This is a genomic window from Bradyrhizobium sp. WYCCWR 13022, assembly GCF_030435535.1.
Classification (GTDB): domain Bacteria; phylum Pseudomonadota; class Alphaproteobacteria; order Rhizobiales; family Xanthobacteraceae; genus Bradyrhizobium.
Window position 1 is genome coordinate 227,201 of record NZ_JAUIZJ010000048.1, and the last position, 24,117, is coordinate 251,317.

Here is a 24,117-nt window from a genome sequence, read left to right on the forward strand (position 1 = left end):
CCTCACCCAGGCTGTTCTTGCTTATTGTGCTTACACAGGCGGAATACCATCCGGCGGGTTGTCGTCAAACCCGTGCATGCGCAGAGCCCATTGCAAGCCGACCACAGCTCCCTTGACCGGCTGCAGCAGTCCGAGCGATGCAAAGAAGGTGAAGGGCAGGTAGGCCACGAAGCTGAGCCAGACCGGCGTCGTGTAATTGGTCTCGATCCAGAGGATCGTCGGCACCACGATGTGGCCGACGATGACGATGACGAGATAGGCCGGCAGATCGTCGGCGCGGTGCGGTGTGAAATCGAGACCGCAGGACGCGCAATTGTCCGCGGTCTTCAGGAACGCGCGGAACAGTTTTCCCTCGCCGCAGCGCGGGCAGCGGCCGCGAAAGCCGCGCTTCATTGCCGCCCAGAGGTCGCGCTTCTCGACGAGGCCGGTCTCGCGCGTCCAGATTTTGGGGGCCGTGCTCATGGTCACCATGCCTTGCCCTTCTTGCCTTTACTCTTGCCCTTGTTCTTTCCTTTGCCCTTCTTGCCCGGTTTTGGCTTCGGCGGCTTGCGTTTTTTATCCGGGCTGCGGCCGGGATGGGCCTTGAACGAGGGGCGACGTTGTGGACCTGATAGCCTGCGGTCGCGCGGCGCGGTCTCGCTGGACGACGACAGCAGCTCGAAACGCAGCGCGCCCGCGACGGGAGCCGCCTCAATCAGGCGGACGTCGACGACGTCGCCGAGTTGGTACATCGTGCGGCTGCGCGTGCCGATCAGCGCGTGGCGGCTCTCGTCATAGTTGAAATATTCCGTGCCGAGGGATCGGATCGGGATCAATCCGTCGGCGCCGGTCTCGCTCAGCTTCACGAACAGGCCGGCGCGCGTGACGCCGGAGACGCGGCCCTGGAAGCTCGCGCCGATGCGGTCGGCGAGATGATGCGCGATCAGGCGATCGACGGTCTCGCGCTCCGCCTTCATCGCGCGACGCTCGGTCAGCGAAATATGCGCGGCGACTTCGCTCAGGGTTTCCGCCGTCTCGCTGTCGGGCAGGGCGCCTTCGCCGAGCCCGAGCGCGCGGACCAGCGCGCGGTGCACGACGAGATCGGCGTAGCGGCGGATCGGCGAGGTGAAGTGCGCGTAGCGGCGCAAGTTCAGGCCGAAATGACCATAGTTTTCCGACGAATATTCCGCCTGCGCCTGCGCGCGCAGCACGACCTCGCTCACCAGCGGATAATAGTCGTGACCCTCGAGCTGGGCCAGCACGCGATTGAACAGGGTTGGGCGCAGCGCGCCTGATTTGGCGAAGGGGACGTCGAGCGTCTCCAGGAATTCCGAGAGCGCGTGGACCTTCTCCAGCGTCGGCTCGTCATGCACGCGGTAGATCAGCGGGAGCGATTTCTTCTCCAGCATCTCGGCCGCCGCGACGTTGGCGAGGATCATGAACTCCTCGATCAGCTTGTGCGCGTCGAGACGCTCAGGCACGACGACGCGGGCGACCGTGCCGTCGCTCTTCAGGAGGATCTTGCGTTCGGGCAGATCGAGATTGAGCGGATCGCGCTCGTCGCGGGCGCGCTTGACGCAGGCATAGGCCGCGTAGAGCGGCCTCAGGATCGGATCGAGCAGGGGGCCGGTGGTATCATCGGGCCGCCCATCGATTGCGGCCTGCGCCTGCGCATAACTCAGCTTCGCGGCCGAGCGCATCAGGATGCGGTGAAAGCTGTGCGACTTCTTGCGGCCATCGGGGGCAATGATCATCCGCACCGCGAGCGCGCCGCGCGGCTCGCCCGGCACCAGCGAGCAGAGATTGTTGGAGATGCGCTCGGGCAGCATCGGCACGACGCGATCGGGGAAATAGACCGAGTTGCCGCGGTCGAGCGCGTCGCGGTCGAGCGCGCTGCCCGGCCGGACGTAGAAACTCACGTCGGCGATGGCGACGTCGACGATGAAGCCGCCCTTGTTGTTCGGATCGGGATCGGCCTGCGCATGCACCGCGTCGTCGTGATCCTTGGCGTCAGGCGGATCGATGGTGACGAGCGGCACGTCGCGCCAGTCCTCGCGTCCCTTCAAATTCGCAGGCTCCGCCGCTTCCGCATCGCGCTCGGCGGACGAGGAGAATTGCAGGGGAATGTCGTGGGCGTAGATCGCGATCAGGCTGATCGCCTTCTCTGATTTCACCGAGCCGAGCTTCTCTTTCACGCGGCCTGAGGCAAGGCCGAAGCTGCGCGTGCGGACGATATCGACGCTGACGAGATCGCCGTCCTGCGCACCCCTCGTGTCGGCCGCGGCGATATTCAGCTCGCGGTCGGCCATCTTCTTGTCGACGGGCACGAGCCGTCCACCGCCTTCGGGAAGCTCGCGGAACACGCCGAGGATTCGGCTCTTGGCCTTGTCGAAGACCTTGATGATGCGGCCGCGATAGGCCGGGCCTTCGTCCTCGCCGGTCCGTTCGACCCGCAGCAGCGCACGGTCGCCGACGCCGGCGGCGGTGCCCGGCTTGGGTCGACGCGGCATCTCGATGAAGATCTTTGGCGGCTCGCCGTTTTCGACCTCGTCCCATTCCGTCGGGGAGGCGATCAGCTCGCCGTCGCGATCGCGCCCGGTGATGTCGGCGACCAGCGTCGGCGGCAGGCTGTCCGGTTCCGAGACCGTGTGGCGTTTTTTCTTGATGGTGCCGTCATCGGCGAGCTCGCGCAGAATGCGCTTGAGCTCGATGCGATCGGCGTTCTTCAGGCCGAACTCGCGTGCAATATCGCGAGTTCCGACCTTTCCTGGATGTGCCTTGATAAAGGCGACGATGGCTTGCCGGTCGGGAAAGCCACGGTCATTCTTGCGTTTCACTTAACCTCTAATTGGTGCCGGCACTCTTCTTGGCCGGAGCCTTGGCAGCGCCACCTGATTTGGTCGCCGACGTTTTGGCCGTCGACGCCACGCCTGCGCGCGCCTTGCTGGTGGATTCAGTTTTGGTTTTGGCCGCCTTCTTGGCGGCCGGTTTCTTCTTCGGCGCGGCGTCGTCGCCGTCCGCGGTCTTCGCTGCAGTCTTCTTGGCCTTGGCCGGCTTCGCCGCCTTCTTGGCTTTCACCTTGCCGCCGCCCTTGGCCGCACGCTCGTCGATCAGCGCTATCGCCTGAGCCAGCGTCACCGTGTCCTTTTCGAACTCGGCCGGGATCGTCGCGTTGACGCCGCCCGCGGTGACATAGGCGCCGTAGCGGCCGCTCTTCACGGTTACTGTGCCGAGCGAGGGGTGATCACCGAGCGCCTTGCCGGGATCGGCGCCGAAGCGGCGGCTCGGACCCTTGGCGACCTTTTCCGCAATCAGCGTCACGGCGCGATTGAGGCCGATGTCGAAGACTTCATCGCCGGCTTCGAGGCTGGCATAGGTCTTCTCGTGCTTCACGAACGGCCCGAAGCGGCCGAGGCCCGCCGTGATCGGCTGGCCGGTCTCGGGATGCTTGCCGATCTCGCGCGGCAGCGACAACAGTTTCAGCGCAAGCTCGAGCTCGACATCGCTGGGCGAGGTGCCCTTGGGGATGCCCGCGCGCTTCGGCTTCTCGCCTTCCTCATAGTCCTTCTGCTCGCCGAGCTGGATATAGGGGCCGAAGCGGCCGGCCTTCACCCAGACATCGCGACCCGTCTCGGGATCCTGGCCGAGCGAACGGTCGGCGGTGGTCTCGCTGTCGGCTGCGAGCTGGCGGGTGTAGCGGCACTCCGGATAGTTCGAGCAGCCGACGAAGGCGCCGAACTTGCCGGCCTTCAGATTCAGCCGGCCGTTGCCGCAGCTAGGGCACTGCCTGATGTCGCCGCCATCCGCGCGCGGCGGATAGATGTGCTGGCCCAGCATCTCATCGAGCACGTCGAGCACCTGGGCGACGCGCAGATCCTTGATCTCGTCGACGGCGCCGATGAAGCCGGTCCAGAAATCCTTCAGCACCTGCTGCCAGGAGATCTCGTTGTTGGAAATGCGGTCGAGCTGCTCTTCCAGATTGGCCGTGAAATCGTACTCGACGTAGCGATTGAAGAAGCTTTCGAGGAACGCGACCACGACGCGACCCTTGTCCTCGCCATGCAGACGCTTCTTCTCGAGCTTGACGTAGCCGCGATCCTTCAGAACCTGGAGGATCGAAGCGTAGGTCGAGGGACGGCCGATGCCGAGCTCTTCCATCCGCTTGACGAGAGAGGCTTCCGAGAAGCGCGGCGGCGGCTCGGTGAAGTGCTGGGTGACGGATAGCGACTGCCGCTTGATGGGCTCGCCCCGGTTCATCGCGGGCAGGCGGCGGGAGTCCTCGTCCTCCTCGTCGTCGCGTCCTTCCTGGTACAGCGCCAGGAAGCCGTCGAACTTGACGACCTGGCCGGTGGCGCGCAGTTCCAGCGTGCGGCCGCCGGCTTTCGCCGTGATGTCGACGGTGGTGCGCTCGAGCTCGGCCGATTCCATCTGGCTCGCGATGGTGCGCTTCCAGATCAGCTCGTAGAGCCTGGCCTGGTCGGCATCGAGCTTGCGGCTCATGCTGTCGGGGCGGCGCGAGAGGTCGGTCGGGCGAATGGCTTCGTGCGCTTCCTGGGCGTTCTTGGCCTTGGCCTGGTACTGGCGCGGGGCTTCGGGCACGTAGGCGTTGCCGTAATCCTCGCCGATCACCTTGCGCGCCTGGGTGATCGCTTCCGGCGCAATCTGCACGCCGTCGGTACGCATATAGGTAATGAGTCCCGTGGTCTCGCCGCCGATGTCGATGCCTTCATAAAGGCGCTGCGCGATGCGCATCGTGTGCGCCGGGGCGAAGCCGTATTTGCGGCTGGCTTCCTGCTGCAGGGTCGAGGTGGTGAAGGGCGCCTGCGGGTTGCGGCGAGCCGGCTTGGCGTCGACCGCGGTCACCGCGTAGGTGGCCAGCTCGAGCGCCTTCTTGAAGTCTTCCGCTTCCGCGCCGGTGCCGATGTCGAGCCGCTGGATCTTCTTGCCGTCGGCACCGACGAGGCGCGCCTCGAACGCATCGCCGCGCGGTGTCAGCAACGTCGCGATCAGCGACCAGTATTCGCGGGCTACGAACTTCTCGATCTCGAGCTCGCGGTCGCAGACGAGGCGCAGCGCCACCGACTGCACGCGGCCCGCCGAGCGGGCGCCCGGCAGCTTGCGCCACAGTACGGGGGAGAGCGTGAAGCCGACCAGATAGTCCAGCGCGCGTCGCGCCATATAGGCGTCGACCAGGGCGCCGTCGATCTCGCGCGGATGCTTCATCGCATCCGTGACGGCCTGCTTGGTGATGGCGTTGAACACCACGCGCTCGATCTTCTGATCCTTGAGCGCGCGCTTCTCCTTCATCACCTCCAGCACGTGCCAGGAGATGGCCTCGCCCTCGCGATCAGGGTCGGTCGCCAGAATCAGGCGGTCGGCACCCTTCAGGGACCTGGCAATATCGTTGAGGCGGCCAGCCGCCTTGGGGTCGACCTCCCAGATCATCTTGAAATTGCTGTCGGGATCGACGGAACCGTTCTTCGCCGGCAAGTCCCGGACATGGCCGAACGAGGCCAGAACCTCATAGGACGAGCCCAAATACTTGTTGATCGTCTTGGCTTTCGCCGGCGACTCCACAATGACGATATTCATGTAGTTCCAGTGACTTACGGGAAAATCTTGGGCCGAAATCGACAAGATTCGGGTCGGCCGTTCCGACCCGAACATGGGTGGTGAGGCGGGTCCTGTCAAATCGAAGGGTGTTGAAAGCCCGCGGATTGAGAAAAGTTTCATATCGAGAAAGTTGCGAAATACCACCTTGGAGTTGTGGCCGGTGTCGGCGTAATGTTTCCGCGGGGCATGGGATTCGGGTGGGGCTGGTGGCAAAGCCAGGGAAGAAACGCGTGCGCGCCGCGTCGGGCGCAGAAGCACGTTCGCGCAACGAGGAACCGGGGGAAGGCGGGGTCGATGAAGCCGTGACCTTCATCGCCGAGCAGGTGGGCGCCTTACGCAAGCTCGCCGAGCGCCACAAGCTGGATGTGCTGCATTATCTCCTGGGAATGACCAAGCTCGAGGCCGACGAGCACCTGCGGCTGCGGAGCAAGCGCAAGCTGTCGTGAGGATGGCTATCGGGGAAGGTGCGAGCTCTGGCCGCGATGACGGGGCAGGAGATGCAGTCATCGTTGTCCAACTGGCGTTCGGAAGGCAGGTTTACGTATCCGTTACGCGATAGACGCACGCGGCCCCTTCCACCCCCCGAAGCGGTGCATCGAACGCGACGACATCGTGACCAGCGAGAAGCTGACTTACCCCCGGTGCCGAGTAGAGCGCCTCCGAGAGGCAAATTTCGCCGGGGCCGGCCAATGCCTGTACACGTGCTGCAACATTCACGGTCTGCCCGAAATAGTCGAGATTTTCGTTCAAGGTGACCGCGATCGATGGTCCGCAATGGGCGCCTATCTTGAGGATGATACTGGGATCGCCGTGCTCTGCATTGTAGCGCTCTATATCCGCCAAAATATGCAAGGCGGCCGAGACTGCATCGGGCGGACGGGAGAATACGGCCATCACGGCATCGCCGATCGTTTTGACGATCGCGCCGGAATGCTGCTGCACGGTTGAGCCTAGCAGAGCAAAGTGCTCGCGCACCAGCGCATAGGCATTGAGGTCACCTAGTCGCTCGTACATGGCGGTCGATCCCTTGAGGTCCGTGAACAGCAAGGTGACCTGCCTGATGCCGAGGCCTTCCTTCTCATCGACACGCTCGGACCGGAACAGACGTCGGAAAGTCTGTCGGGCAAGCAGCATGCCGCCCGACAGGTAGGGATCAAAGTCGAGCGCCGGCTTGACCGTCTGCGCCAAAATCTCCGGTGGCCAGTTGATGAGAAGCAATGAGCCGCGTGTGGCGGAGCAGTTCTCCACCTCGACCACCGCCGGTCCGGGCGGCACGGCCGATGCGAGCGGTAAAAAGCGGCGTCCGTCATATTTCACGGACAAGCGCGTCGGTATCGCCGCAGTGTCGCCAGTCACATTGACTGCGAAGCTGGCCTGCGTCTGCACATTGACCCCGGAGAGCGCTCCGGGCGCGAGTTCGACCGGGAGCGCCGTCGTCGAGCCCGGAGGCAAGAACGACATGCCGCGAGCAAGGCCGCGGAGGACATCAAGAAAGCGGGTCGGCTGACCGGGCAAGCGCCCGTCGGCGAGAAAGCGGGCCTTCCAATGGAAGTCCTCGACTGAGAGCTGTTCGAGGTCGTGAAACTGAAGCCTTCGAAGCTGCGGAGACACCGTGAAAGTCACTTCGATGAAATCATCGAGGTCGGTATCGCCGCTGACGTCGCACAAACCGCAGACATAGTGGGTCTTCAGGGTCCGCAAGGCACCAAAACTGTCCAGCACCATGCCGGATTGGGGGCAGACGACATCCCAACTCATGTCGAACAGGCCGCTGCGTGCTGCATGGAGAAACAGGTCGATGCTCTCTGCTTCGCTGATGGCGCGGTCGCGGGCAAAGCCAAGCGGATTGACGCGGTAGAGAGAGAGAGATCGTCGCCGCCCCGGATCAGGCTTTCGAATTTGGAGATGACGCGCGGGCTCCAAGACCGGGCCTGCTCGACCTCGATCATCTTGCTTTCGAGGAGCCGTTCTTGAACGTGATGCATCTTCCCACCCAGGTCATCGACGAGGTTGAACGGGACGTCACGCGTCAGCAAAAATGGCAGCTGCTTCCAGCAGTTCTAGAGTAGCATAAAACCCAACGGGACAAATGCATCCTTGAGTGCACGTCGGGAGTGCTCCGGCCCCGTGCGCGTGCTTTTGCGCGGACGGCCGGGAGCCGATGCGCACGCAGCTATCCTGCCGCGCGCCGGCGCGGCGCGGGCCTCGGTTTCAGTATGGTGTCGGCGGGACTGAGCAGCCGCCCGTCCTCCGCGTGCATTTCGAGCTTCCTGACCGGGCGGCCCTTCGCGCGATCGACCAGGATGGTCGCGATCTGCTCGGGATGGTCGTCGAACTCCTCGCTCCATTGCCGCAGCGCCACCAGGATCGGGAAGGTGCCGCGGCCCTTCGCCGTCAATACATATTCAGAATAAGCACTGCCGTCGGAGGCGGGGGCGGTTTCCAGGATGCCGTGGTCGACCAGCGATCGCAGCCGCGCCGACAGAATGTTCCTGGCCATGCCGAGCTTGCTCTGAAATTCGCCGAAACGGCGCACGCCGAACAGCGCCTCGCGGATGACCAGCAGCGACCACCAGTCGCCGATCGCTTCCAGCGATCGTGCGATCGGGCAGGCATCGCCCTCAAAGCTCGTTCGTTTCACCATCGTTCCGGTCCTGTCGCGTTCGCACGATTTCGGCGCCGATCACGCGGATGTGTGGTTGCATCATAAAACCATATGCCCTAGATGGCAACATAGTTTTATCATGCAACTACTGGAGGCGAGCGTGAGGCTGAAGAACAAGACGGCACTGATTACCGGCGGCAACAGCGGCATCGGACTGGCAACGGCAAGGCTGTTCGTGGCCGAAGGCGCGAAGGTAATCATCACCGGGCGCAACAAGGAGACGCTGGAGGCCGCCGCGAAGGAACTCGGCCCGAACGCGATTGCACTTGCGGCTGATGCCACCGACATCGCCGCGACCGAAGCTGCGATCAAGAAGGGCACCGACAAGTTCGGCAAGCTCGACATCTTGTTTGCCAACGCCGGCATCCCCGGCGGCACGCCGCTGGGATCGGCGACGCTCGAGGTGTTCGAGAAAGTCATCAGCACCAATCTCACCGGTGTGTTCTTCACGGTGCAGTCGGCGCTGCCTTATCTCAACGACAACGCCTCGATCATCCTCAACGGCTCGGTGATTTCAGTGCTCGGCATTCCCGGCTATTCGGCTTACGGCGCCGCGAAGGCCGGCGTGCGGGCGATGGCGCGGATCATGGCTTCGGAACTGTCGCCCCGCGGCATTCGCGTCAATGTGGTCGCGCCGGGTGCGATCCGCACGCCGATCTGGGGCGCGGCGATCGCAACACCCGAAGCGGAAAAGGCGTTCGAGAAGCGCATCGCGCTGTCGACGCCGCTCGGCCGGATTGGTGAACCCGATCACATTTCGAAGACGGTGCTGTTCCTTGCGTCTGACGATGCCGCGCATGTTCAGGGACAGGAGATCTTCGTCGATGGCGGAGCGGTGGCGTCTCCGAGCGGAGCGCCGATCTATCGCGGTTGATCAAATGCTCTGAGAATTGAATCGGCCGGCGCCAACTGAAACGGTTGCGCCGGCCGGTTCCCTCGTCTTGCAGGACGTATTTTCTGAAGCCTGCGTGATACGTTGAACCTTCGCTTATGCTGCCAAGACTTTTCTACGGGCGTGGGGTGATAAGACCCATTTAAGGGAGCCCGTTATGCCGAAACCAGCACGCATTCTTGCTCCGATTTCAGAACCGCGTATCTACACCGAACATTCCGCAGTTCCGGCCAAGCATTCCGACATGTCGGAGTTCATCGGGGTTGCCATCTTCTCCGGCGTCGGGCTGCTCGTGTCGCTCGTTGCCGTGATCCTGGGCATGCAGGGTTCCTGGTTTTAGCTTTGTCGATCTTGCAGCCGCCGCCGGGGGCCGGCGGCGGCTCTCGCCGGTGTAGCGTTACGCCGCGCGCAAACTGGTGGCCGCCTGGAGCGCGCCGGCCAGCGCTTTCTCGCGATGCTCAGGGCCAACCTGGATGCCGTCAGCGACGATGAATTCGGGGCTCGTGATGCCCATGAACGCGAACACGCCGCGCAAATAGCTTTCGAGATGCTCCAGCGCGGCGGCAGGCGTACCCGCACCGTAATAGCCGCCGCGCGAAATCGCGAAGATCACGCGCTTGCCGCCGGCAAGGCCCTCCGGGCCGCTCGCGCCATATTTGAACGTCTTCCCCGCCACCATCACGCGGTCGATCCAGGCCTTGAGCTGGCTCGGGATCGTAAAATTGTACATGGGCGCGCCGATCACGACGACGTCTGCATCGAGGAACTCATTCAGCACGGCTGCGCTTGCCGCGAGATCGGGTGCGAGTTCCGCCGGCGCGGGCGCGCCTTGGGCGGCCGCGAGGTGCGAGCCGGAGAGGTGAGCCAGCGGGGTCTGGGTCAGATCGCGATAGGCGACCTCGAGCGAGGGCGTCGCCTGCCCGAGGCGGTCGACGATGGCGGCAGAAACCTGTCTGGAGACGGAGTGGGGGCCGAGGACGCTAGAGTCGATATGGAGGAGTTTCATTGGGGTCACCCATGGTATAGATTTGTAACCCGCACTACATGAGTGACTGGCGAAACCCCCGCAAGAACGCACTTTTTTGAGCCATGGGCACATCTTTGAGACCTGCACACATCGATTTTCCTGCTCCAGCGAGACCCGATCCGAACCATGCGGACTGCCGTGGGGTGGCTTCCGTGCTGTCCCGCGTCGGCGACAAGTGGAGCGTGTTCGTCATCATGATGCTGAGCGACGGGCCGAAGCGCTTCAACGAGCTCAAGCGCATGATCAATGGCATCTCGCAGCGGATGCTGACCTTGACCCTGCGCGGGCTGGAGCGCGACGGCCTCGTCACGCGGACGATCTTCCCGACCATTCCGCCGCGCGTGGATTACGAGCTGACCGATCTCGGTCGCGGGCTGTCGCAGCCGGTCGAGGCGCTCGGCAAATGGGCGAAGGACCATCTGGTGCAGATCGAGGCGGCACGCTCGCAATTCGACGAGCGCAACGATCGTTAGATCAGCGACACCAATCCGCCACCATGACGCTCGAGCTTTCCGGCGAGTTCGAGCTCCAGCAGCACCGTGCGCACGATCGCGGGCGAGGCGCCGGACATCCGCACCAGATCGTCGATCGTGATGGGGGCAGGGCCGAGCAGGCGCGTGATCTGATCGCGGTCGTGGCCTTGCGGGTCGCTCTCGAACGGTTCGCTGTCGGGCTCGCCCATCGGATGCATCAGCGGCCGCTCCATGATCGGCTGAACCGCGTTGATGATGTCGGCGGCTTCCGTGACGAGTGTTGCGCCCTGCTTGATCAGGTCGTTGGTGCCGGCGGCGCGCGGATCGAGCGGCGAACCCGGGACGGCGAACACCTCGCGGCCCTGCTCGGCCGCCATGCGCGCGGTGATCAGCGAGCCCGAGCGGTGCGCGGCCTCCACCACGACCACGCCGAGCGCGGCGCCGGAGATAAGGCGGTTGCGGCGAGGAAAGTCGCGGGCGCGCGGCTCGTGGCCGAGCGGCATTTCGGAGACCGCAGCGCCCGTGTGGTCGAGGATCGTCGTGAGCAGGTCGCCGTGCTCGGGCGGATAGATGCAGTCGTGTCCGCCGGCGAGCACGGCGATCGTGCCGCTCGCGACGCTGGTGCGATGCGCGGCCTGGTCGACGCCGCGGGCAAGGCCCGAGATAATGACGAAGCCGGCCTCGCCAAGCTCGCGCGCGAGCTGGCCGGCGAATTTCAAGCCCGCACCGGAAGCGTTGCGCGAGCCGACGATGGCGATCATCGGCCGCATCAGCGTTGCGACGTCGCCGCGCGCGGCGAGCAACGGCGGCGCATCGTCGATCATCGCCAGCCGCGCCGGATAGCCGTCCTCGCCGGGCGCGAGCCAGGCGATGCCGAACTGGCGGCTCGCGGCGAGCTCGGCCTTCGCCTCGTCCGCGCTGCAGATGCGCCCGGATCGTGACGCGCCGCCGCGGCGCGCCAAGTCCGGCAGTCGCTCCAGCGCGGCCCGCGCCGAGCCGAAATGATCGACCAGCGATCGGAATGTACGCGGCCCGACATTGTCGGAGCGGATCAGCCGCAGGCGGTCGATCCTGTCGGCCTCGGTCAACTCTGCGCTTCTGTTGATGGCGTCCACTGCGTCTCCTTGTGGGCGCAGCATGAAGCAACCTGAGGGCGTGGGCAACCGCGGCGTGCGCTTGCGCGGCCTCGCCCCGATGCTAAAAGCGATGCCAATAAGAAGGATTTTGCCATGATCTCGCTTGCCGACCTCCAGCGCCGCATCGAAGCGGGGGAGCTTTCGCCCGATGACGCCGTCGCCCAGTCACATGCGGCGATCGAGGCCCGGGAGAAGGACATCCGCGCCTTCGTCCGCCACGACAAGTCGGCGAAAGCGCAAACTGCCGGACTCCTGCGCGGCATCGCCGTCGGCATCAAGGACATCATCGATACCGCCAATATGCCGACCGAGATGGGCTCGGAGATCTATCGCGGCTGGCAGCCGCGCGCGGATGCGCCTGTCGTGATGATGCTGAAGCGGGCGGGCGCCACCATCATCGGCAAGACCACGACCACGGCGTTCGCCTCGCGCGATCCGACCCCTACGCTCAATCCGCACAATCCCGGCCACACGCCGGGCGGCTCGTCCTCGGGCTCGGCGGCGGCCGTCGGCGCCGGCATGATCCCGCTGGCGCTGGGCACGCAGACCGGCGGCTCGGTGATCCGTCCCGCCGCCTATTGCGGTGCCGCCGCGATCAAGCCGTCGTTCCGCATGCTGCCGACGGTCGGCGTGAAATGCTATTCGTGGGCGCTCGACACGGTCGGCCTGTTCGGGGCGCGTGCGGAGGATCTCGCGCGCGGACTTCTGGGAATGACCGGCCGCACAGAGTTCGCAGGCATCGCGCCGGCGAAGTCACCGCGCATCGGCGTGGTCAGGCAGGAGTTTGCGGAAGCCGTGGAGCCGGCGGCGGAAGAGGGCCTGCTGGCCGCGATCAAGGCGGCCGAGAAGGCTGGCGCCAGCGTACAGTCGATCGACCTGCCCGAGGCGGTCAAGGAGGCCTGGCGCATCCATCCCATCATCCAGGATTTCGAGGCGCATCGCGCGCTCGCCTGGGAGTTCGACGAACGCCATGACGAGATCGCGCCGATGCTGCGTGCCAGCCTCGATGAGACGGTCGGCCTGACGCCGAAGGAATACGACGATGCGCGCCGGATCGCCCGCCGCGGCCGTCGCGAGCTCGGCGAGCTATTCGAAGGTTTCGACGTGCTGCTGACTTATTCGGCGCCGGGCACCGCGCCGGCCAAGGAGCTCGCCTCGACCGGCTCGCCTCGCTACAACCGGCTGTGGACGCTGATGGGCAATCCTTGCGTCAACGTGCCCACGATGAAGGTCGGCGGCCTGCCGATCGGCGTGCAGGTGATCGCGCGCTTCGGCAACGATCCGGGCGCGCTGGCGGCTGCGTGGTTTCTGGAGAATGCGCTGGCGAGGTCAGGCTAGCGCGGGCTCGGCTGCAGGCAACGCGCGTTGAGCCTCGGCGTCCGTTGCGCCGAGCCAGCGTTCGGCGGCTTCGCGGCCGCTCCGGTGCAGCGTGCGGATGAAGCCGCGGCCGAGATCGGTCGATGAACGTTGCGCGAGGCCCTCGATCGAGTCTTCGGCAGCGATTGTTGAGAGCCGCAGCGTTGGCGCAGCGTTTGGCCGCGCCCATTCGATCGCTGCGATCTCGGCCTTGAGCGCGGCATTGGCCGCGATCTGGTCGAGGCGGCGATCAATCGCGGCAAGCGTGATCGGAACAAAGCTGTCGCGCGTGGGCGTGACCTGGATGAGCAGCAGGTCGGCGGTCGTCGATTGTTGCGCCAGCCTGATCAGCGGCGGATTGCCACCGAAGCCACCATCCCAATACGCCTCGCCGTCGATTTCGACGGCGCAGTGAACCAGCGGCGGGCAGGTCGAGGCGAGCGCAACGTCGGCGGTGATGGCGTCGTTGCCGAAGACCTGCTGCTGCCCGTCGCGGATGCGCGTCGCCGCGATCAGGAGTTTGGGGCATTTTGGGTCGCGCAAGGCTGCAAAATTGATGTCGCGCGAGAGGGCTTGGCGGAGCGGGTCGAGATCGAACGGATCGAACTGGCCCGAGCGCAGCGTCGGGCCGAACGCGACGGAGCTTCCGGCCGGCGAGAAACCGCCGACCAGCATCAGCGAGCGGAACGAGGCTTCGTGCATCAGCCGGAGCCAGAACCGGTTCAGGCGATTGCGGGCACCTTCGCGGCCGCCTTCGGCAAGACCGCCAGCGAGCAGCAGCGCGTTGATCGCGCCGGCACTCGCGCCGCTGATCGCGTCGAATGCAATGGATGGCTCTTCAAGTAGCCGTTCGAGCACGCCCCAGGTGAAGGCGGCAAACGTGCCGCCACCCTGGAGCGCCAGCGACAGTTTGCGCGGCGGCCATTGAGTGGGGCGAGTCGGCTCGGCGGGCTCGGCCGTCGCGGCCACCGGCGCATGCGCTTGCACGGAGGGGGCCGGCGGCGAAACGGGAGCAGGTTCTGGCGCAGCAGGCGGCGAGGGCACGTCGGACCAGATGCTGGTCGTCAGGAGCAGGCGGCTTGCCGCAGTCTCCTGCGCGCCTTCATCGTGCGTGCCGTCAATCGTCTCGCTCATTCTGAGCAACCGCGTAACGCCATATCCTGTGCCAGGATGACAGGCATGGAACCGGTTCGCCACTGCCACCTGCCAGCCGGACGGAAGTTGCGAACAGCATTTGGGCTATAATGCGAAAGGCCGGCGGCGGTATCCGTACTTTTTCCGGCTTCTGGCTTTAGGTCTTCTCGCCGATGCGGCCTTCTTTTCCTGCTTGCAGCCGCTTGATGTTCTCGCGGTGCATGTAGAACAGCAGCAGCGTCAGCACCGCGAACAGGGAGGCCAGTGCGAGGTGGCCGAACCACCACAGGAACAGCGGCGTGATGAACGCCGCCACCAGCGCCGAGAGCGAGGAATAGCGGGTGGTGAAAGCGGTCGCCAGCCACAGCAGGCAGAACACGGCGGCGCCCGGCCAGAACAGGCCGAGCAGGATGCCGATATAGACGGCGACGCCCTTACCGCCCTTGAATTTGAGCCAGACCGGGAAGAGATGACCGAGGAAGGCGCCGAGGCCGGCCACCATTGCGGCATTGGGGCCGGCGATGTAGCCCGAGATCACGACCGCCGCGGTGCCCTTGAGCGCGTCGAGCAGCAGGGTCGCCGCGGCGAGGCCCTTGCGGCCCGTGCGCAGCACGTTGGTGGCGCCGATATTGCCGGAGCCGATCGAGCGCAGATCCTGCGTGCCGGCGAGCCTGGTCAGCACCAGCCCGAACGGGACAGAGCCGAGCAGATAGCCGATGACGAAGGCCACCGGCAGGAATGCATCAAACCCCATGTCTGTCTCTCCCCACCTCAGACATGCTCGTACACCGTGCGCCCGCCGACGATGGTCCTGACCGCGCGACCTGTAAAGCGCGCTTCGTCGAACGGGGTGTTCTTGCAGGGCGATTTGAGGTCGGCGGGATCGACCACCCAGGGCACGTCGGGGTCGATGACGACGACGTCGGCCGGCGCGCCGGGGCGCAGGGTTCCGCCCGCAAGCCCGAGCAGTTCAGCCGGCCGTGTCGACATCGCGCGGATCAGCGTCTTGAGATCGATCTCGTCATTATGGACCAGCCGCAGGCCCGCTGGCAGCATGGTCTCCAGACCGATGGCGCCGGGGGCGGCTTCCGCGAACGGCAGGCGCTTGACCTCGACGTCCTGCGGATTGTGGTCGGACATGATGACGTCGACGAGGCCGGACGCCACCGCCTCCACCAGCGCGCGGCGATCGTCCTCGGTCCGCAGCGGCGGCGACAGTTTGAGGAACGAACGATAGGGGCCGATGTCGTTCTCGTTCAGCGCAAGATGGTTGATCGAGACGGAGGCGCTGACGGCAAGGCCGGCATCGCGGGCGCGCTTCAGGATCTCGAGCGACTCGATGCACGACAGCGACGCCGCGTGATAACGGCCGCCGGTCAGAGCGACCAGGCGCATGTCGCGTTCGAGCATCACGGCCTCGGCGGCCTTCGGGATGCCCATCAGGCCGAGGCGCGAGGCGAACTCGCCCTCGTTCATCACGCCTTCGCCGACCAGATCGGGGTCCTCGGTGTGATGCACGATCAGCGCGTCGAAATCACGGGCGTAGGTCAGCGCGCGCCGCATCACCTGCGAATTGGTCACGCTGCGGTCGCCATCGCTGAAGGCCAGGGCGCCGGCGGCCTTGAGCAGGCCGAACTCGGTCATTTCCTCGCCGCGCATGCCCTTGGTCAGCGCGGCCATCGGCTGGATGTTGACGATCGCGGTGTCGCGCGCGCGGCGCATCACGAAATCGACGGTCGCCGAATTGTCGATGACCGGCGAGGTGTCGGGCTGGCAGATGATGGTGGTGATGCCGCCGGTCGCGGCTGCCTGGCTCGCGGAGGCAAAGGTCTCGCGATGGCTGAAGCCGGGCTCGCCGACGAAGGCGCGCATGTCGATCAGGCCGGGCGCGACGATCTTGCCCGAACAGTTGATGACGTCGGTTCCTTCGGGGACGCCGGCGGCTCCAATGCCGCGGCGGGTCTCGCGGATGATGCCGTCGGCAATCAGGACGTCGCCGGGGCCGTCGAAATCGCGGGACGGATCGACGACGCGAGCGTTGGCGAGCAGGATCGGGCGGCGGTCGGTCAGCATGGGCATCACGCGTTCGGCAGGTTACGGGCGAGCGCTTCCAGCACCGCCATGCGCACGGCAACACCCATCTCCACCTGTTCGCGGATCAGGGATTGTGCGCCGTCGGCAACCGCAGTGTCGATCTCGACGCCGCGGTTCATGGGGCCGGGATGCATCACCAGCGCGTCGGGCTTGGCGTAGCCGAGCTTCTTCTGGTCGAGCCCGAAATAGTGGAAATATTCAGAGGTCGACGGCACGAAGGAGCCGTTCATACGCTCGCGCTGGAGCCGCAGCATCATGACGATGTCGGCCCCGTTGAGGCCCTCGCGCATGTCGCGCGCGACCTCGACGCCCATCCGCTCGATGCCGGGCGGCAGCAGCGTGGAGGGGCCGACAACGCGGACGCGGGCGCCCATGGTGTTGAGCAGGATGATGTTGGAGCGGGCGACCCGCGAATGCAGCACGTCGCCGCAGATCGCGACCACGAGGCCTTCGATCCGGCTCTTGTTGCGGCGGATGGTGAGCGCGTCGAGCAGCGCCTGGGTCGGATGCTCATGCGCGCCGTCGCCGGCATTGATCACGGAACCGTCGACCTTGCGGGCCAGCAGTTCCACGGCGCCGGAGGCATGATGGCGCACCACCAGGATGTCAGGGTGCATGGCGTTGAGCGTCATCGCGGTGTCGACCAGCGTCTCGCCCTTCTTGATGGACGAGGAGGACACCGACATGTTCATGACGTCGGCGCCCAGCCGTTTGCCGGCGAGCTCGAACGAGGACTGGGTTCGGGTGGAGGCCTCGAAGAAGAGGTTCACCTGCGTCCGTCCGCGCAGGACGGTGCGCTTCTTGTCAACCTGGCGGTTGAGCTCGACATATTCTTCGGACAGGTCGAGGAGGCCGGTGATGTCGGCCGCGGAAAGGCCCTCGATGCCCAGCAAATGCCGGTGGCCGAGGACGAAGGTCGATTTCGATGTCATTAAAAGCAGAGCTATAGGGGGGGATGGCGGGGGGAGCAAGGCCCAATCCGCGGCAGGCGAGTTATCCCCTGATCTGTCGGTTCTGCCGCCGTAAAAAGGGCGTGGATGGCCGGGACATAGGCGAGCGGAAGCGACGCCGTCCTTGCAGACGGCTATTCCCGGGGCGTGACCATGCGGGGGGCATTCCGTGAAATCAATTCGAATTGCAACAGTACTGATAACGACCGCTTCCGCCGCCCACGCCCAATCGCTCCCCGGCGGATTCGTCTATCTGCGCGATGTCGATCCCAGCATCATCCAGGACATCCGCTACGCCACCTCGAGCAATTTCGTCGGCCGTCCGCTCGCCGGCTACGGCGCGGGCGAATGCGTGGTGAAGCGCGAAGTCGGGTTGCGGCTGAGGGCGGTTCAGCAGGATCTCGCCGCGCAGTACCTGTCGCTCAAGATGTTCGACTGCTACCGCCCGGCGCGCGCCTCGCTCGACATGGTGAGGTGGTCGCAGAACGGCCACGAGACGGCGGCCGACCGGCGCTACAATCCGCGGATTCCCAAGACAGAACTGTTTCGCCTCGGCTATATCGCGAGCCACTCGCAGCATTCGACGGGGGCCGCGCTCGATCTCACGCTGGTCGATCTCAAGGCGGACAATTCCGCCAAGATCGATCCCTCGAAGGTCTACGCCGATTGCACGGCGCCGGTCGCGGAGCGGCTGCCGGAAGGCAGCGTGGATATGGGCACGGGCTATGATTGCACGGATGTAATGGGGCATACCGCAGCACCATCGATCACACGGGATCAGCGCGCCTGGCGCAAGCGGCTGGTGGCTGCGATGGCGAAGCAAGGCTTTGTGAACTATTCGAAGGAGTGGTGGCATTTTTCCCTGCCGGGGGCGGGCGGGGCGGCCTATGATTTCCCGATCCAGCCGCGACGGAACTGATTCCGGCCCGAGACACGCCATGACCCAGCCGAGTTTCGCAACCCACGAGGTCTTCAACCAGTCGCCGCCTTTCGAGGATGTCGACCTGTTCGCCGTGGACCGCCCGCTGGTCGAGGCAGTCAAGGCCAATGGCGGCGCAGCGGCAGAGCAGGAGCTGTCCGAGTTCGGCAAGCATTGGGGCTCCGCGGCGATGGCCGATCGCGGCCGCGTCGCGAACGAGAATTCGCCAAAGCTGCGCACCTTCGATGCCAAGGGCAATCGCCGCGACCAGGTCGAGTTTCACCCCGGCTATCATGAACTGATGGCGCACAGCGCGCATGCCGGCTTGCACAATTCGACCTGGACCGCGGACGGGAAGCCTGCCGGTGGTGCCGCCGAAGTCATCCGCGCCGCAAAATTCTACATCGCCTCGCAGGTCGAGACCGGTCACCTCTGTCCGATCACGATGACGCGCGCCTCTGTTGCTGCCTTGGCGATGCAGCCGGACGTGCTCGCGCGCGTGATGCCGGTGCTGTCGACCAGGAGCTACGATCCCAGCTTCGCGCCGTGGTGGGAGAAGCGCGGCATGACGCTCGGCATGGGCATGACCGAGAAGCAGGGCGGCACCGACGTGCGCGCCAACATGACGCGCGCGGCGCGCGACGGGAACGCCTACCGCATCACCGGCCACAAATGGTTCATGTCAGCGCCGATGTGCGATGCGTTCCTGGTGCTGGCGCAGGCCGAGCAGGGACTGACCTGCTTCTTCATGCCGCGCTTTGCGCCTGACGGATCGGTCAACGCGATCCAGTTCCAGCGGCTGAAGGACAAGCTCGGCAACCGCTCCAATGCGTCCTCGGAAGTCGAGTTCGTCGGCGCCCATGGCGAACGCGTCGGCGAGGAGGGCAAGGGCATCCGCACCATCATCCAGATGGTGCAGCTGACGCGGCAGGATTGCGCGATCGCCTCGGTGGGCCTGATGCGCTCGGGGCTCGCGCATGCGCTGCATCACGCCCGCCACCGCAGCGTGTTCCAGAAGCATCTCGCCGATCAGCCGCTGATGCGGGCTGTGCTCTCCGATATGGCGCTGCATGTGGAAGCTAGCACCGCGCTGGTGATGCGGCTCTGCCGTGCCTTCGACCGGACGCCGCACGATGCGGCGGAGGCCGCCTATATGCGGCTGTTGACGCCCGCGATCAAATACTGGACCTGCAAGAGCGCGCCGCCATTCCTTTACGAGGCGATGGAGTGCCTCGGTGGCAACGGCTATGTCGAGGACGGCATCCTCGCGCGCCATTACCGGGAGGCGCCGGTCAATGCGATCTGGGAGGGTTCCGGCAACGTGATGTGCCTCGACGTGCTGCGCGCGCTCTCGCGCGAGCCTGAGGCGGCGACGGCGGTGCTGCAATCGCTCGCAGCCGAGACCAAGGGCCTGCCCGGGGCAGGTGAGGCCGTCGCGTTCATCGGCAAGACCTTCCGCCGCGCCGATGGCGAGCGCGTCTCGCGGCTCGCAGTCGAGAAGCTGGCGCTGCTGGCCGCGGCCGCCGCGCTCAACGGTGTCTCACCTCACAACGCGGAGCTCTTCGCGGCAACACGTCTCGCCACCAATCACGCCAGCATGTACGGCGCAGTGGAGCTGGAGAGCGGCGACGTGCGTGTGCTGCTGGAGCGTGCGCTGCCGTGAGTGTTCAAAACGAAAGCCTCCTGATGGATTCCCTCAATCCCGACCATCCGCCGCCGATCGTGACGCCGGCGCCGCCGCGCGTCTGGAAGTTCTGGGGCACGGCGCTGTGGGGCCTCTTCATCTTTGCCGCGATGTTTGTCGGCCAGATCGGGGCGATCCTGCTGCTGGTGGCGATGCGCGGGTTGCCGTTCGACATGGCCTCGATCCAGCTTGTTGGGAAGGAGCCGCAAGCGCTGGCGTTGTCGGTGATCATGGGCCTGCCTGCGACGCTTGCGGCCGTGTGGCTCGCTATCCGCCGCATCAAGAAGGCGTCTTTCGTCGACTATCTCGCGCTGCGTTGGCCGACCTGGAAGCAACTCTTGCTCGGTGCTGCCGGTCTCATTGTGACCGTCTTGGTCTGGGAGGTGCTGTCGCGATCCCTCGGCCGCGAGGCCACGCCGGGCTTCATGACTGATCTGTTGAAATCCGGCCGCGACAAGGGCGCGGCTATGCTGCTGTTGTTTGCCTTCAGCGTGGCAGCGCCGATGTCGGAAGAGGTGCTCGCGCGCGGCTTCCTGTTCCGCGGCTGGTCGGCGAGCTTCCTGCGTGTGCCCGGCGCGATCATCCTGTCGTCACTGGTGTGGACGGCGGTGCATCTGCAATACGATTTTTACTTTCTCGCCGAAGTGTTCTCGATCGGACTGTGGTTCGGCTACATGCGCCACCGCGCCAACTCGCTCTGGCTCACCATCGTGCTGCATGCGCTGAACAACATGACCGCGGTGGTGCTGACGATGTGGCTGGGGGAGTGACGGCGGAATTCGCTCGCGAAGGGCCGCCGCTCATCAAGCGGCTGGTCGTCTTGCCATGCCATATGATAGGTGGAACCAGGTCCGATCGTCGCGGATAGGTTGTTCACTTATGTCAGAGCTCCCTCATTTTCCGTCAGCCATGGGCTCGCCTCGGCCTCCAAGGACGTGGGATTTCATGGAGACGCTGCTCGTTGCTCTCATCGCTTATGCCGTTCAAACTCTGACATTGAAATTTGCCCTGAACGCGATGTGGGACTTGCGCCAAATCGTGACGCAATTCTCGTTGGCACAGGTGCGGGTAGGGTTTGCCGTTATTTTCGCGTGTCCGACAATGGTCGTGTTCTGGATTGCGACACGCATGGCCAACCAGAGGTTCGCTGACTACCTCGCTTTGAGCTGGCCGACTTCACATGAATTGGTAATTGCGCTCGCTCTCACGGCGGCACTTCTCTTGGCTGAATCTCTCGCTTGGCCCATTCTCAATAGATGGGAATTGACTGCCTCCGATCATTCTTTCTCGAGCTCGCCGGACGGATTGCTGATTTACTTGATGGGCGGGTGCATTGCCGCGCCAATCACGGAGGAGCTCGCCTTCCGCGGCTTTATCTTTCGCGGTTGGTCGCAATCATTTCTGCACCCACGAGGTGCCATCGCACTGACGGCCGTCGCGTGGGCATTACTCCACACTCAATATAATTGGCTCGGCCAGGCTTCGGTGTTCGCCGGCGGGTTGCTCCTTGGATACATACGCTGGCGCAGCAATTCGACTTGGCTGACTGTCATGATGCATTCGGGAGTCAACATCATCATGTTCCTCAGAGGTGGTGTCTACGTCTAGCGCTCACGCCACCAGCGCGATCGCAATCGGCATGGTGATCACCGCCAAGATCGTCTGCAGCGTGATGATCTGCGCCAGCAGCGGCGCGTCGCCGCCCATCTGGCGGGCCAGCACATAGGCGCTGGGTGAGGTCGGCACCGCCGCGCAGATCGCGACGATCGCGAGGCTGTCGCCGGAGAGGCCGAACCAGGCGGCCAGCGCCAGCGCAAGCACGGGCATCAGCACCAACTTGAACGCCACGCCAAGCGTCACACCTACGCTCGGGCGGAGCAGGCCCTTGAGTTGCAGGCCGGCGCCGGTGACGAGCAGGCCGATGGCGAGCGAGGAGCGACCGAGCGCGTCGGCCACCTCGTGCCAGATTTTTGGCAGCGGCAGATGGATCACGTTGATGACGAGGCCGATGACGCAGGCCCAGATCAGGGGATTGCGGATCACGGTCATGGCGATGGCGCGCGCGGACTGCTTCTCGGGCGACGCATATTGCGCGAGCACGGCGACGCTGAACACGTTCACCAGCGGAATGATCGCGACCATCGCGACGGAGGCGAGCGCCAGCCCGACGTCGCCGTACAAATTGGCGGAGACGGACAGCGCGACATAGGTCTGCCAACGTGTCGCGCCCTGGAAGATCGAGGTGAAGGCGGGGCCGTCGATGCCGAGCCGCGATAGCGCCGGCCGGAGCGCAAGGCAGAGCAGCGACATCGCCAGCGCCGACAGCAGCAGGGCGCCGCCGACGCCGGCGACAGGCACTTTTGAGAGATCAGCCTTCACCAGTGTCTGGATCAAGAGCATCGGGAAAAGGACAAAATAGGTCAGCCGCTCCAGCCCGTGCCATTGCGTGTCGAGCCGCATCAGGCTGTGCCGGAGCACGACGCCGAGCACGATGAGGATGAAGACCGGCAGCAGCGCCGCGATCACGACGGCCATGGATCAGCTATTTCCTGATGCCGTGCGCAGATTGGTGAGCCGGTCGAGCGCGCCTTGCAGAATGAAGATGGCGGCGTGCTCGTCGATCACCTCGGCGCGCTTGGCGCGGCTGACGTCCATGCCGATCAACTCGCGCTCGACCGCTGCGGTCGAGAGGCGTTCGTCCCAGAGACCGATGGGGAGTGGGGTCAGATTGGCGAGATTGCGCGCAAAAGCCCGGGTCGACTGCGCGCGCGGGCCCTCGCTGCCGTCCATGTTGATGGGGAGGCCGAGCACGAAGCCGACGACCTTGCGCTCGGTGGCGATCGCGAGGAGGCGGGCTGCGTCCTGCTTGAACTGCTTGCGCTGGATCGTCTCGACACCGGTCGCCAGCCGCCGGTCTGGATTGGACACGGCAACGCCGATGGTTTTGGTGCCGAGGTCAAGACCGATCAACCCGCCGCGTTCGGGCCAGTGGGTTGCAGCATCGACGAGGGGCAGGATAAGAGCCGGCATGGCACTAGCGCATATCATGCGCCGCGCCGCGGAGTGAACCCGTAACGATGGATGCACTGACACTATTCGGCCTGTTTGCCGTGACGGCGATGCTGGTCTGCTATGCCTTTGAGGATCGCAGCCCCTGGTTCGTGTTGTTGTTCGCGGCCTCTTGCGCGCTCGGCTCGGCCTACGGATTCATGCAGGGCGCCTGGCCGTTCGGTCTGATCGAGGCGATCTGGGCTTTCGTGGCGCTGCGGCGCTGGTGGATCAGGCCGCGATGATCTCGTCGTCCTTGGTCAGGCAGGACAGGAAGCCGCTCAGCGCGCTGGTTTGATGACCGGCGCGGCGCTGGATGAACAGCGTCTCGACGCGTCCATGCGACGGGCTCAGCGCGTGCATCGTCACGCTGCCGTTCATCGTGCTGCGCTCGACGACCGCGCGGGGCAGTAGTGTGACACCCATGTCGGCGGCGACGCAGCCGATCATGCCGTCGAGCGTGCCGAGCTCGAAGCGCGTGGCTGAGGGCCAGCCGAACTCGACAAAGATCTGCTCGAGGCGCTGGCGGTAGGTGCAGCCGGTGCGGAACACCAGCGCGGTCGGGCCTGACTCGGGCGTGCCGGCGCGCAACTCGGCGAGCGAAGCCCAGCGCCGCGCGCTGACCAGCACCAGCTCCTCGCGGAACGCGCTTGTCACGGTGAGGTCGTCATGCGCGATGGGGCCGGCGACGAAGGCCCCATCGCGCGTGCCTTCGAGCACGGCGGCGACGAGATCGGCGGTCGGTGAAGTGCGCAAGCTGAGGCGTACGGCCGGGAAACGGCGGTGGAAATCGGCGAGCAGAGTCGGCAGTCGGACTGCGGCCGTCGTCTCCATCGAGCCGATCGCAAGCGGTCCCTTCGCCTCGCCATCATCGCGCGCCGCGAGCACGGCTTCGCGCGATAGCGCGGCCATCCGTTGCGCGTAGGGGAGGAGGCGCTTGCCGGCGCCGGTCAGCGCCATGCCGCGGCTGTGGCGCTCGAACAGCGGCGTGCCGATCTCGGCCTCCAGAGACTTGATGCGCTGGGTGACGTTGGATTGCACTGTGTTGAGCTCTTCGGCGGCGCGGGTGATGCCGCCGGTGCGGGCGACCGCGGCGAAGGTCTGGATGTCACTCAGTTCCATGGCGTCGTTTCGCTTTTGTGATGGC

Annotated in this window: 23 protein-coding genes and 1 pseudogene; 10 read left to right on the forward strand and 14 right to left on the reverse strand. The window is 65.2% G+C overall.

Features of this window, described 5'->3' with window-relative positions; genetic code table 11:
- Positions 1–30: 30 nt before the first annotated feature.
- From QY049_RS38075 to topA, 3 genes are read right to left on the reverse strand one after another with little or no spacing between them, the layout of a single operon-like run.
- Positions 31–471, reverse strand: a complete 441-nt coding sequence (locus QY049_RS38075) for a DUF983 domain-containing protein (RefSeq protein WP_194482410.1) — start codon at positions 469–471, stop codon at positions 31–33.
- Entirely contained in the window at positions 465–2,816 is a 2,352-nt protein-coding gene (gene rnr / locus QY049_RS38080) for a ribonuclease R (protein ID WP_301270647.1), read from the reverse strand. The genes QY049_RS38075 and rnr overlap by 7 nt, the downstream gene beginning before the upstream one ends.
- A gap of 7 nt (positions 2,817–2,823) precedes the next feature.
- Positions 2,824–5,571: a type I DNA topoisomerase gene (gene topA, locus QY049_RS38085; protein ID WP_194482412.1), complete on the reverse strand. Its 2,748-nt coding sequence runs from the start codon at positions 5,569–5,571 to the stop codon at positions 2,824–2,826.
- A gap of 251 nt (positions 5,572–5,822) precedes the next feature.
- On the opposite strand from topA, the gene QY049_RS38090 reads away from it, so the two are divergent.
- Positions 5,823–6,038 (forward strand): hypothetical protein, encoded by a 216-nt coding sequence (locus QY049_RS38090; RefSeq protein WP_246755837.1) that lies wholly within the window; start codon positions 5,823–5,825, stop codon positions 6,036–6,038.
- A gap of 91 nt (positions 6,039–6,129) precedes the next feature.
- Here QY049_RS38090 and QY049_RS38095 read toward each other — a convergent pair.
- Positions 6,130–7,577, reverse strand: a pseudogene (locus QY049_RS38095) (DUF5939 domain-containing protein).
- 188 nt (positions 7,578–7,765) lie between these two features.
- Positions 7,766–8,236 (reverse strand): helix-turn-helix domain-containing protein, encoded by a 471-nt coding sequence (locus tag QY049_RS38100; protein WP_301270648.1) that lies wholly within the window; start codon positions 8,234–8,236, stop codon positions 7,766–7,768.
- Positions 8,237–8,357: 121 nt separating this feature from the next.
- On the opposite strand from QY049_RS38100, the gene QY049_RS38105 reads away from it, so the two are divergent.
- Positions 8,358–9,131, forward strand: a complete 774-nt coding sequence (locus QY049_RS38105; protein WP_194482414.1) for an SDR family NAD(P)-dependent oxidoreductase — start codon at positions 8,358–8,360, stop codon at positions 9,129–9,131.
- Positions 9,132–9,306: 175 nt separating this feature from the next.
- A complete protein-coding gene (locus QY049_RS38110) occupies positions 9,307–9,489 on the forward strand; it encodes a hypothetical protein (RefSeq protein WP_194482415.1) in 183 nt (60 codons plus the stop codon).
- A 57-nt stretch (positions 9,490–9,546) separates the two neighbouring features.
- Here the strand turns inward: QY049_RS38110 and QY049_RS38115 are convergent, their stop codons facing one another.
- The gene (locus QY049_RS38115) at positions 9,547–10,155 is read right to left on the reverse strand and encodes an FMN-dependent NADH-azoreductase (RefSeq protein ID WP_194482416.1); all 609 of its coding nucleotides are present in this window, start codon (positions 10,153–10,155) and stop codon (positions 9,547–9,549) included.
- Between the two features lie 83 nt (positions 10,156–10,238).
- On the opposite strand from QY049_RS38115, the gene QY049_RS38120 reads away from it, so the two are divergent.
- Positions 10,239–10,649, forward strand: coding sequence for a helix-turn-helix domain-containing protein (locus QY049_RS38120; protein WP_194482417.1), 411 nt, complete (start codon positions 10,239–10,241; stop codon positions 10,647–10,649).
- Here QY049_RS38120 and dprA read toward each other — a convergent pair.
- Positions 10,646–11,788: a DNA-processing protein DprA gene (gene dprA, locus QY049_RS38125; protein ID WP_301270649.1), complete on the reverse strand. Its 1,143-nt coding sequence runs from the start codon at positions 11,786–11,788 to the stop codon at positions 10,646–10,648. The two genes, QY049_RS38120 and dprA, sit on opposite strands and share 4 nt — an antisense overlap.
- Positions 11,789–11,878: 90 nt before the next feature.
- Here dprA and QY049_RS38130 point away from each other — a divergent pair, with 90 nt between their 5' ends.
- The gene (locus QY049_RS38130) at positions 11,879–13,123 is read left to right on the forward strand and encodes an amidase (RefSeq protein WP_301270650.1); all 1,245 of its coding nucleotides are present in this window, start codon (positions 11,879–11,881) and stop codon (positions 13,121–13,123) included.
- On the opposite strand, the gene QY049_RS38135 is transcribed toward QY049_RS38130, so the two are convergent.
- The 4 genes from QY049_RS38135 to QY049_RS38150 form a co-directional block, all read right to left on the reverse strand.
- A complete protein-coding gene (locus QY049_RS38135) occupies positions 13,115–14,275 on the reverse strand; it encodes a patatin-like phospholipase family protein (RefSeq protein WP_301270651.1) in 1,161 nt (386 codons plus the stop codon). The two genes, QY049_RS38130 and QY049_RS38135, sit on opposite strands and share 9 nt — an antisense overlap.
- A gap of 157 nt (positions 14,276–14,432) precedes the next feature.
- Positions 14,433–15,029, reverse strand: a complete 597-nt coding sequence (gene plsY, locus QY049_RS38140) for a glycerol-3-phosphate 1-O-acyltransferase PlsY (protein ID WP_258766630.1) — start codon at positions 15,027–15,029, stop codon at positions 14,433–14,435.
- A 17-nt stretch (positions 15,030–15,046) separates the two neighbouring features.
- Positions 15,047–16,348 carry a dihydroorotase gene (locus tag QY049_RS38145; protein ID WP_301270723.1) on the reverse strand — a complete coding sequence of 434 codons (1,302 nt, stop codon included), beginning with the start codon at positions 16,346–16,348 and terminating at the stop codon, positions 15,047–15,049.
- A 5-nt stretch (positions 16,349–16,353) separates the two neighbouring features.
- Entirely contained in the window at positions 16,354–17,301 is a 948-nt protein-coding gene (locus QY049_RS38150) for an aspartate carbamoyltransferase catalytic subunit (protein ID WP_194482422.1), read from the reverse strand.
- A gap of 187 nt (positions 17,302–17,488) precedes the next feature.
- Here QY049_RS38150 and QY049_RS38155 point away from each other — a divergent pair, with 187 nt between their 5' ends.
- The 4 genes from QY049_RS38155 (at position 17,489) to QY049_RS38170 (ending at position 21,530) form a co-directional block, all read left to right on the forward strand.
- Positions 17,489–18,238 (forward strand): M15 family metallopeptidase, encoded by a 750-nt coding sequence (locus QY049_RS38155; RefSeq protein ID WP_301270652.1) that lies wholly within the window; start codon positions 17,489–17,491, stop codon positions 18,236–18,238.
- Positions 18,239–18,257: 19 nt separating this feature from the next.
- Positions 18,258–19,901 carry an acyl-CoA dehydrogenase family protein gene (locus QY049_RS38160; protein WP_301270653.1) on the forward strand — a complete coding sequence of 548 codons (1,644 nt, stop codon included), beginning with the start codon at positions 18,258–18,260 and terminating at the stop codon, positions 19,899–19,901.
- A 23-nt stretch (positions 19,902–19,924) separates the two neighbouring features.
- Positions 19,925–20,692 (forward strand): CPBP family intramembrane glutamic endopeptidase, encoded by a 768-nt coding sequence (locus tag QY049_RS38165; protein ID WP_301270724.1) that lies wholly within the window; start codon positions 19,925–19,927, stop codon positions 20,690–20,692.
- A gap of 175 nt (positions 20,693–20,867) precedes the next feature.
- Complete coding sequence (locus QY049_RS38170; protein ID WP_301270654.1) at positions 20,868–21,530, forward strand: CPBP family intramembrane glutamic endopeptidase; 663 nt, start codon at positions 20,868–20,870, stop codon at positions 21,528–21,530.
- Positions 21,531–21,533: 3 nt separating this feature from the next.
- Here QY049_RS38170 and QY049_RS38175 read toward each other — a convergent pair whose 3' ends face one another.
- Both QY049_RS38175 and ruvX read right to left on the reverse strand, forming a co-directional pair.
- Positions 21,534–22,457: an AEC family transporter gene (locus QY049_RS38175; protein ID WP_301270655.1), complete on the reverse strand. Its 924-nt coding sequence runs from the start codon at positions 22,455–22,457 to the stop codon at positions 21,534–21,536.
- A gap of 3 nt (positions 22,458–22,460) precedes the next feature.
- Positions 22,461–22,952, reverse strand: a complete 492-nt coding sequence (gene ruvX / locus QY049_RS38180) for a Holliday junction resolvase RuvX (RefSeq protein WP_258766636.1) — start codon at positions 22,950–22,952, stop codon at positions 22,461–22,463.
- Positions 22,953–22,999: 47 nt separating this feature from the next.
- Between ruvX and QY049_RS38185 the strand changes: the two genes are divergently transcribed.
- On the forward strand, positions 23,000–23,215 hold the full coding sequence (locus tag QY049_RS38185) for a hypothetical protein (RefSeq protein ID WP_301270656.1): 216 nt from the start codon (positions 23,000–23,002) through the stop codon (positions 23,213–23,215).
- On the opposite strand, the gene QY049_RS38190 is transcribed toward QY049_RS38185, so the two are convergent.
- Complete coding sequence (locus QY049_RS38190) at positions 23,202–24,092, reverse strand: LysR family transcriptional regulator (RefSeq protein WP_301270657.1); 891 nt, start codon at positions 24,090–24,092, stop codon at positions 23,202–23,204. The two genes, QY049_RS38185 and QY049_RS38190, sit on opposite strands and share 14 nt — an antisense overlap.
- Positions 24,093–24,117: the final 25 nt, after the last annotated feature.